Below are 7605 nucleotides of genomic sequence, written 5' to 3'. Positions count from 1 at the left end.
CGCGCCGGTCACCAGCGCCACCGTGCCCTGCAGTCGACCTGTCATTGTCATTCCTCCATGTGTCCTGCCCACGGCCTCGGCGGCCGACGGGTCGTAGTGGTTGTGGTTGTCGCTGTGCGGTCGGCGGACCTTCGCGGTCCTGCGACGGGTGGGTCGTCACGTGCGGGCGCGCCGTGTGCGGTGGGGCACGCTTGCGCCCGGTCCCGTCGGACCCGCGCCGTGCCGGGCGCGGGGTCGTCCGTCCGGGTCCTTGCCTCGACCGCCTGTGCGCGGGCGAGCGCTCGCAGATAGAGCCGGGTCAGTGGGTGTACTGCACCAGCTCGATCAGGTTGCCCTCGGGGTCGGCGACATAGGCGAAGCTGACCCCGGGCCGCCGGGCCTGCGCCGGCCGCGAGACGACGCGGGCACCGTGAGCGACGGCGGTGGCGACGGCCCCCTCCAGGTCGTCCACCGTGAGGGCCCAGTGGAAGTAGCCCTGGACGCCCGCCCCCTCGATGGGATCGGCGAAGTGCTGCGGTACCGAGCCCGCGCGCTCGGTGAATTCGACCGCGGCACCGCCGGGGCCACTGAGAAGGGCTATCCGGATACCGGCGTCGGGGATCTCCGTGCGGTGCGTCTCGCGGAGTCCGAATGCCTCGGCGTAGAAGCGGCATTGCCGGTCCAGGTCGGCCACCGACAGCCCGATGTGATCGAAGGAGAGCGTGGACATCAGCTGGCGTTCCCTTCCCGGATCAGCGTGCGGTGTATCCGCCGTCGACCGGGACGGCCGCGCCGGTGACGAAGCTGGACCTGTCGGAGCAGAGCCACACGACGGCGTCGGCGATCTCCTCGGGTTCGGCGATCCTGCCGATCGGGTGCGCGGCCACCCGGGCCGCCATCACCTCCGGCGAACGGCCCTCGGCGATCAGCGGTGTGTTGACCAGGCCGACGACCAGGGCGTTGACCCGGATCCCGGCCGGCCCGTAGTCCAGGGCGGCGGTCCGGGTCAGCCCGATGACGCCGTGCTTGGCCGCGGTGTACCCGGCGAAACCCGGCACTCCGACGACACTCGCGCCCGAGCCGACGTTGACGATGGAACCGAAGCCCTGGGTCTGCATCTGGCGCAGCTGGTACTTCATCGACAGGAACGTCCCGCGCAGATCGACAGCGATCATGTGGTCGAACGCCTCGACGGAGTAGTCGGCCAGCTTGCGGAGATCGTCACCGCCGCTGATCCCCGCGCTGTTGACACCGAAATCCAGCCGCCCGGAGTCACCGACCGCCACCTCGACCGCGTGCGCGACCGAGTGCTCGTCAGCGACATCGCACTGCACGAGGCGGGCCGCACCGCCCGCGTCAGTGATCATCCCCACGGTTTCTTCCAGCGTTGACACCGTGCGCCCGGCGACCGTCACGGTGCATCCGGCCGCGGCCAGGGCGAGTGCCGAGGCCCGGCCGATACCGGTTCCGCCGCCAGTGACCAAAGCCGTGGTGCCTTCGAAAATCTGGTCCATTGCTGTGTTGCCTGTCTTCCCGGCTCGTTGCTGTTCGAGGGGCGTAGCTCTGCGCAGAGCCCGGTGGGAGGGCGGCGTCGGCGGTGTGGTCGTCTCAGCTACAACGACCCCATCGCCGGAGAACCGCCGGCATACCCTCCGAGGCTTGCGACTGCGAGCGAACAGGCCGGGTGAGGCCGTTCGCCGAACCACCCGGAGCACGGTAGCCGCATATCCGGAATACGTTCCGGTTACACGGTAATCGGAACCAGTTCCGTTTGCAAGTGAGGGAGGAACGGGCCGGCACGTGCGAAGCACCGAGCAGCGCGGGGGCGGGAAACGCGGAGTGCCGGGGACGGCGGTACTACCCGGCACCGGCAACGAGGGGGAGGCACGGCGATGGCCCTCGACATCGAGACGGCACCGCCGTGCTCAAGGCCACGCAGAACACGGGACGCCGAGGACTCGCCGGCACGGCGCAGGCGCCCGCCACCGGCCCCTGCCGGCCGGTGCGGAGATCACTGGGTGCGTTCGCGCGGCAACCGGCGCACGCTGTGGCGTTCCGCGGGGGGTTCTTCGTCGCGGATGTCCGCGCGGAGTGCGGTGACCTTCCACTCGTAGCGTAGAGACCGTGACTGCAGGGGAAGTTGAGGGTCATGCCGGGCAAGAGGCGGAAGTTCGACGCGGAGTTTCGTGAGGGGGCTGTGCGGATCGTGGCGGAGACCGGCAAGCCGATCCCACAGGTCGCGAGGGACCTCGTGATCAACGAGACGACGCTGGCCACCTGGGTGTCGGGGGCATGGGCGGCCGGCAAGGCCGGTCCGACGGGTGAGAGCGAGGAACTTGCGCGGTTGCAACGGGAGAATGCCCAGCTCAAGCGGGACAACAAGGAGCTGGTCATGGAGCGTGATGTCCTCAGACGCTGCATGGTCCTGTGGGTGAAGTAGCTGTTGCGGACCCGGCGGCGCTCGTCGGGGTGATCAGCGACCAGAGGACCGATTTCAAGATTCCGCATCGCACCTCCTGTCGAGCCCTGGGGGGCGGAGGCGTGGTTCTACAAGTGGCGGCGCAGACCGTCCGAGCCAACGAAACGCGAGGTCAGACGGGCACTGCTGGCCGAGCGGATCTCGTACTTCTTCGACCGATCGGGCCGCACCTACGGCTCACCGAGGATCACGCTGGCTTTGTGGGAGGAGGGCTGGCAGGTGTCGCAGAACACCGTCGCCGACATCATGGCCGAGCTCGGCCTGCAGGGCCGCAAGCCACCACGCCGCCGGTGTTCGCTGACCCGTCCCGGGAAGCGGAAGACGGCACGTGACCTGGTGCTGCGCAGGTTCGACGCGATCGCGCCGGACATCTTGTGGTGGGGCGACATGACCGAGATCGACACCGACGAGGGCAAGCTCTCCTCGCTAGCGTGCACGACGCGTTCTCCCGCCGGGCCCTGGGCTATGCGATGGGCGACCGGCACGACACGACGCTGGTCAGCGCCGCCCTGCAGATGGCGATCGCGACCAGAGGCGGCCAAGTGCAGGGCGGCTTCAAGTTCCTGGTAGGAGTGAGTTGTCGGTGATGCCCCAGATCCAGAGGGCGTGTTCGGGTGCGTCCCGGATCGCTCGGGTGGTTTTGGCGATGTTGTCCGCTCCCAGCAGGCGCAGCCTGCCGATGGCCAGGTTCCGCAGAGCGGCCATCGCCCGTGGCGCGCTGCCGGTGTGGACGGTGGAGGCGTCCTCGGCGAACACCACATCTCTGACGTGGTGGCTGGAGTTTTCGATTCCCCAGTGCCCGCGTACGTATCCGCTCAGGTCAGCGGGGCTGGCTTGATGGGTGTCGAGGCTGGTGACGGCGTAGACCGTCTCCCGGGTCTGCCGCTTGCCGTTCTCCTGGCGGCGCCGGTGGATGCGCAGGGCCAGCCGCGCTTCGGGGAAGGCGATCCCGCCCAGGTTCGCCGCGATCGCCATGGTCTTGACCGAACGGGACTCCCGCCGCCCGTGCCCGGTCCCGCAGACGGTGTGCGCTACGGGCACCTGCTCCCACGGCAGGGCTTTGAGCTGGGCCGAAGCGGTCGGCTGGTTTCCCTTGATCACCGCGATGTAGTGGGCTTTCTTCTCCTGTACCAGCCAGCGCACCTGGTCCTTGACGCTGTGCAGGGCGTCGAAGGTGACCACGGTGCCGGCCAGATCGAGTGGTTCCAGCAGCGGGCGGAAGGCGGCCGTCTCGTTGGTCTTGGCCCCCACCTCCCGCTGGGCCAGGGTGACGATGGGGGCGTGGGTGACGGCGGACAGCAGGTGCCGGTGGCGCTGCTGCCGGTGCGCGGAGCCGGACAGCGCCTTGCCGTCCACCGCGATCGCCGGCCGCGGCACCGAGCCGGTGCCGCAGCCGACGACGTCGGTGTGGTCGTGTTCGGCAAGGTAGGCGCCGATCGCGGCGTCCAGGATATCGCCGTCGAGGGCGGCCAGGAGCCGGGTGAGGGTGGCATGGGACGGGGCGCGGCGGCGTCCGGGCAGGTGCCGGCGGATGCCGAGTTGTTCCAGCACCGTGGTGGTGGCGCGCTGTCCCCACTCGGTGATCTCGGTGATGGTCCGGGCGCCGGAGACGACTGCGCAGGCGCAGATCAGCAGCAAGCCGACCAAGGGATACCACCGCCCGCGACGCGAACGCGGGTCGGGTACGCGCTGGAGATGGGCGCGCAGGCGGCCGGTGTAGTGCCGGTGGAGGGGGCCCAGTTTCGCCAGAGCGGCAGGGATCGGGGACGATGGAGCGGCAGGCACGGGACCTCGACGTGATCAGCTGGCGTAGACACCCTGATGATCACCGGTCTCGTGCCTGTGCTGCTGCCACGTCAACTCCCGCCGAGCGCGGACGAACTACGTGATCCCGGAACTTGCAACCGCCCTGCCCACGCCTCCGATGCTCTGCGGTCACGTCCGCTGACCTGATGTATCGACGGCCTCCTCCGCCCAGCCGCCGCTGGTCCTGGGCGGAGGGGAAATCACCTGGACCGCGCCGGGACGCCCCCGCTCGTCCTGACCGGCTAAGAGCGTTTTGTCCTGGCAAAGGTGTTGGTTCGAGGTTCAGGTGCCGCGCCAGTCCGGGGTGGATTCGCGGGTGAGGCGGCGGCTTATGAGGTCGGTCATCGCAACGTGAATGATGGCTTCGGAGCGGTGCGGGTAGGTCTCGTAGTCACGGGCGAGCCGACGGTGGTGCATGAGCCGGCCGAAGGCCCGCTCGACCACCCAGCGTCGAGGGATCACCCTGAACCCTTTGACGCCGGGGCCGCGTTGGACGACCTCGACGTCGATTCCGAGGCGGGCGCCGTGGTCGATGGCTTTCGATCGGTAGCCGGTGTCGGCCCACGCCTTGGTCACTCGAGGGACTGCGGCGGAGATCTGGGAGAGCAGGTGGATGCCGCCGGTGTTGTCGGAGACGCTCGCCGCGGTCACCCAGACGGCCAGCAGCAGGCCGAGGGGGTCGACGCCGAGGTGGCGCTTGCGGCCTCCGATCTTCTTGCCGGCGTCGATGCCTTGGTCGGCTGCGGGCACGTTGGCGGAGGTCTTGACGCTCTGGGCGTCCAGCACGCAGGCGCTCGGCTCGGCGCTGCGGCCTTCGGCTTCCCGGACCAGGCGACGCAGCAGGCCATTGAGCTGGTCGAAGATCCCTTCCTTCTGCCAGGCGGCGAAGTACCCATAGACGTCTCCCACGGTGCGAAGTCGTGCGGCAGACAGCGCCAAGGAATCCCGGTCCGACGTACGGGATGGCGTCCATGATGCGGCGCAGGTCATACTCGGGTGGGCGCCCAGTCCCTTGCCTCTGCGCTCGGCCCGCCAGGCGGTGAGTGTGGAACCGATCAATTCCGGGTCTTCGAACTTGAGCGGTGTGTCGTCCCGAGTGGACTGACTGGCTGTCACGTTGCGTGCAGACCACGGGCGGTGGAGGTTGTCCTGGCAGCAGGATGCCCGTGGCCATGAGTGATCATTTCTGTTCTCGACGCAGAACGATCACCCAGAAACCACGGGCTTGGACAACGATACGACGTTGCCGCTTGACCTGGACGGCCTGGCCGTCGCGCGGGTGGAGCGGCTGGAGGACGGCACCCGCCGGGTGCACCTGATCACCGCCGATGAGCAGGCACGGGCCTGCCCCGAGTGCGGGGTGTTCGCCACCCGGGTGAAGGGCTCCGCGACGACCCGGCCCCGCGATCTGCCGTACGGGGAGAGCGGGCTGGAGTTCCGCTGGCACAAACGCCGACGAGCAGTTCGCCACGATGTGGAACGCACTGCTGGGCGAGGGAGGGATCGGCCAGACCCTGCTCACGGCGTGGATCGCCAAGGAGAACCTTCGCAACCTCCTCGCGCGCGCCCGCACTGGCGCCGACCGCCATCAAGTCGGACACGCCCGCTGGTAGTTCCTCACCTGGTGCGCGGACTCCGACATCCCCGAGGTGAGGCAGCTCGCCGTCACCGTCGACCGCTGGTGGCCGGAGATCGAAGCGTTCATCGACACCGGGCACAGCAACGCCAAGAGCGAAGGCATCAACCGCGTGATCAAGCTCGTCGCCCGCAACGCGTTCGGCTTCCGCAATGCAGACAACCAACGACTACGGACACACTGCGTCACCACACGCCGAGCCCGCGGACACCTCCGCACCGCTCAACTTTGAAAACCCTCAATTCCCAGCGGGCATCGGACAGATCGCTGGGGTACGGGCGGTGGCGCGTCATGTTTCGGTAGTACCGTCGGGCGCGACACGCCCCCAGGGCGCACGGCGTCAACCGGGGCGCTTTGCGATCAGACAGGAGCGACTCGACTCAAACGGGCATAGATATGGAGTCTCCTGTCGCATAGCCCGCATTGACCATTCTTGCCCCAGCAGTCGCAGACCCACTCGCCCGCCGAAGCGCCACCAAACAACCTCGCCCGGACAAAACGCTCTTTCGCCCGGCTCCGGGAGCCCCACCGCGTGCGCGCGGACTCTGCTCCGCCGCCGAGCCTGTCACCACCGGCCGCCGCCGCTACCTCCGCCCCGCCGGCACTGGCGTTCCAGCGACGTGCTCACCGGGGCCCCGGATCGGCTCCGAGCCTTCCGCAACCCGGGCCGGCCGGCGCCTTCCCGTCCCTGCGAGCAGCACGATCCGCGGGCGTCGTGGAACCCGGCGCCCACCCGACGCGGCAGACGGGCACCCGGCCCGCCCGTCATCAGACACAGAACGCGAAGCGGTCCGCCGACTGTGTCGGCAGACCGTCACGAAAGATCGAGCCCCAGGGCCGTGCTATGCCTTCAGCCGCTCCTGCACCATTTCCCAGATGTCCTGCATTATGTGCGGCCGATACATTTCACGGTGAAGGCACTCGACCGCGCGTTCGTGAATATGACCGGAGACGTACGGACTCCACAATGCAGTCCCGGAGCCATTGGTCTCACGACTGGAAATGAAGAGGACCTCTCCCTCAACCTTGTTCGGCTCATGCTCCATCAATAGCCGTACATTGTTTCGGAGGACCTGCCGGTAGGCCTCGGACTCACTCTGTGAGGCAGCCCCGAATATTTCGCTTTCTCGAGCCTCCGCTGACACCCTGTCAGCAATGTCTACAGGACTCTCAGAAGGCAGCCCGCCCGTTCGCCTCGGTGCGGAGGGAGCGGAGTCCAGGATGACCAGATCAGCAATCTGCTCGCCCGCGGCCTGCAATTGGACGGCCATCTCCTGGGCAACGATCCCCCCAAAAGACCAACCGAGTAGATGGTACGGACCGGACGGCTGAACCGTTCGTATGTGGGTGACATAATCCGCGGCCATTTCCGTCACGGAACGAGGAAGCTCCGTCGTACCGTCGAACCCCCGCGCCTGGAGACCGTAGACCGGATGGTCCGCGGGCATGCACTGCGCCAAGTATGTGTATTCCCAGCCCAGGCCATGCACATCGTGGACGCAGAAGAACGGCGCATGCCCACCCCGTGAACGGAACGGCAGCAGGACACTGCTGTCAGCCTGTCGACCGGATTCACCCAGCCGCCGTGCGATCCCGGCGACGGTCGGGGTGGTGAACACCTCGCGGATCGATATCTCCGCGCCGAGGAGCGACCGGATCCGGCTGATCAGTCGGGTCGCCAGGAGGGAGTGTCCGCCGAGGTCGA

General features: G+C 68.2%; 7 protein-coding genes and 4 pseudogenes. 6 read left to right on the top strand and 5 right to left on the bottom strand.

Features of this window, described 5'->3' with window-relative positions:
* Positions 1 to 298 precede the first annotated feature (298 nt).
* Both ACZ7OO_RS43925 and ACZ7OO_RS43920 read right to left on the bottom strand, forming a co-directional pair.
* The gene (locus ACZ7OO_RS43925) at positions 299 to 709 is read right to left on the bottom strand and encodes a VOC family protein (protein WP_471512992.1); all 411 of its coding nucleotides are present in this window, start codon (positions 707 to 709) and stop codon (positions 299 to 301) included.
* Between the two features lie 22 nt (positions 710 to 731).
* Positions 732 to 1493 carry an SDR family NAD(P)-dependent oxidoreductase gene (locus tag ACZ7OO_RS43920; RefSeq protein ID WP_471512991.1) on the bottom strand — a complete coding sequence of 254 codons (762 nt, stop codon included), beginning with the start codon at positions 1491 to 1493 and terminating at the stop codon, positions 732 to 734.
* A gap of 635 nt (positions 1494 to 2128) precedes the next feature.
* Here ACZ7OO_RS43920 and ACZ7OO_RS43915 point away from each other — a divergent pair.
* The 3 genes and pseudogenes from ACZ7OO_RS43915 (at position 2129) to ACZ7OO_RS43905 (ending at position 3045) form a co-directional block, all read left to right on the top strand.
* Complete coding sequence (locus ACZ7OO_RS43915) at positions 2129 to 2419, top strand: transposase (protein WP_471512990.1); 291 nt, start codon at positions 2129 to 2131, stop codon at positions 2417 to 2419.
* 51 nt (positions 2420 to 2470) lie between these two features.
* Positions 2471 to 2731 (top strand): annotated as a pseudogene (locus ACZ7OO_RS43910) (IS3 family transposase); the annotation flags it as partial.
* A gap of 158 nt (positions 2732 to 2889) precedes the next feature.
* Positions 2890 to 3045 (top strand): hypothetical protein, encoded by a 156-nt coding sequence (locus tag ACZ7OO_RS43905; RefSeq protein WP_471512989.1) that lies wholly within the window; start codon positions 2890 to 2892, stop codon positions 3043 to 3045.
* On the opposite strand, the gene ACZ7OO_RS43900 is transcribed toward ACZ7OO_RS43905, so the two are convergent.
* Both ACZ7OO_RS43900 and ACZ7OO_RS43895 read right to left on the bottom strand, forming a co-directional pair.
* On the bottom strand, positions 3014 to 4243 hold the full coding sequence (locus ACZ7OO_RS43900) for an ISAs1 family transposase (RefSeq protein ID WP_471512988.1): 1230 nt from the start codon (positions 4241 to 4243) through the stop codon (positions 3014 to 3016). The genes ACZ7OO_RS43905 and ACZ7OO_RS43900 overlap by 32 nt on opposite strands.
* 303 nt (positions 4244 to 4546) lie before the next feature.
* A pseudogene (locus ACZ7OO_RS43895) lies at positions 4547 to 5323 on the bottom strand (IS5 family transposase).
* A 220-nt stretch (positions 5324 to 5543) separates the two neighbouring features.
* Between ACZ7OO_RS43895 and ACZ7OO_RS43890 the strand changes: the two are divergent.
* The 3 genes and pseudogenes from ACZ7OO_RS43890 to ACZ7OO_RS43880 all read left to right on the top strand — a co-directional run.
* Positions 5544 to 5708: pseudogene (locus ACZ7OO_RS43890) on the top strand (transposase family protein); the annotation flags it as partial.
* Between the two features lie 28 nt (positions 5709 to 5736).
* Positions 5737 to 5877, top strand: coding sequence for a hypothetical protein (locus ACZ7OO_RS43885; protein WP_471512993.1), 141 nt, complete (start codon positions 5737 to 5739; stop codon positions 5875 to 5877).
* A 15-nt stretch (positions 5878 to 5892) separates the two neighbouring features.
* Positions 5893 to 6132 (top strand): annotated as a pseudogene (locus ACZ7OO_RS43880) (transposase); the annotation flags it as partial.
* Between the two features lie 610 nt (positions 6133 to 6742).
* Here the strand turns inward: ACZ7OO_RS43880 and ACZ7OO_RS43875 are convergent.
* Positions 6743 to 7605: alpha/beta fold hydrolase (locus ACZ7OO_RS43875; protein ID WP_471512987.1), on the bottom strand; the 863-nt coding region annotated here is incomplete at its 5' end.

It is taken from the genome of Streptomyces sp. NPDC111744 (assembly GCF_055634995.1).
Note: the sequence above shows the minus strand (reverse complement) of the source record. Positions and strands in the feature narration are given on the sequence as shown.

Excerpts from the sequence above, each read along its gene's own strand:
- ACZ7OO_RS43925 (WP_471512992.1), bottom strand. The coding sequence starts at position 709 with ATGTCCACGCTCTCCTTCGATCACATCGGGCTGTCGGTGGCCGACCTG.
- ACZ7OO_RS43920 (WP_471512991.1), bottom strand. The coding sequence starts at position 1,493 with ATGGACCAGATTTTCGAAGGCACCACGGCTTTGGTCACTGGCGGCGGA.
- ACZ7OO_RS43915 (WP_471512990.1), top strand. The coding sequence starts at position 2,129 with ATGCCGGGCAAGAGGCGGAAGTTCGACGCGGAGTTTCGTGAGGGGGCT.
- ACZ7OO_RS43885 (WP_471512993.1), top strand. The coding sequence starts at position 5,737 with ATGTGGAACGCACTGCTGGGCGAGGGAGGGATCGGCCAGACCCTGCTC.